Origin of the sequence: Streptomyces griseoflavus (assembly GCF_014649995.1) — a bacterium.
GTDB lineage: Bacteria > Actinomycetota > Actinomycetes > Streptomycetales > Streptomycetaceae > Streptomyces > Streptomyces griseoflavus.
The window spans coordinates 1-613 of record NZ_BMUC01000060.1; the positions used below are offsets into that span (position 1 = coordinate 1).

The 613-nt window shown below is 65.4% G+C and carries 1 protein-coding gene; it reads right to left on the reverse strand.

What is annotated here, in order from left to right:
- Window positions 1–613, reverse strand: a 613-nt coding sequence (locus tag IE172_RS34230) for an alpha-amylase family glycosyl hydrolase (protein WP_268253503.1), incomplete at both ends; no start/stop codon positions are given.

Below are 613 nucleotides of genomic sequence, written 5' to 3' on the forward strand. Positions count from 1 at the left end.
TGGCACTCGTCGCCGCCGGCGGCGTAGTCGCCGAAGTAGTCGACGACGTCCTCCGGCCACTGGTTGGCCTCCGCCAGGACGACGGTGTCCGGATACTGGGTGTCGATCTCCTTGCGCACCCGCTTCAGGAACGCGTGGGTCTCCGGGAGGTTCTCGCAGTTCGTCCCCTCCCGCTGGTACAGGTACGGCACCGCGTCCAGCCGGAACCCGTCGATCCCGAGGTCCAGCCAGAACTTCAGCGCGGAGATCATCTCCTCCTGGACCGCCGGGTTCTCGTAGTTGAGGTCCGGCTGGTGGGAGAAGAAACGGTGCCAGTAGTACTGCTTGCGCACCGGGTCGTACGTCCAGTTCGACGCCTCGGTGTCGACGAAGATGATCCGCGCGTCCTGGTACTGCTTGTCGTCGTCGGCCCAGACGTAGTAGTCGCCGTAGGGGCCGTCGGGATCCTTCCTGGACTCCTGGAACCACGGGTGCTGGTCGCTGGTGTGGTTCATGACGAAGTCGATGATCACGCGCATCCCGCGGTGGTGCGCGGAGTCGACGAACTCCACGAAGTCGGCGAGGTCGCCGAAGTCGGGCAGCACGGCGGTGTAGTCGGCGACGTCGTAACCGC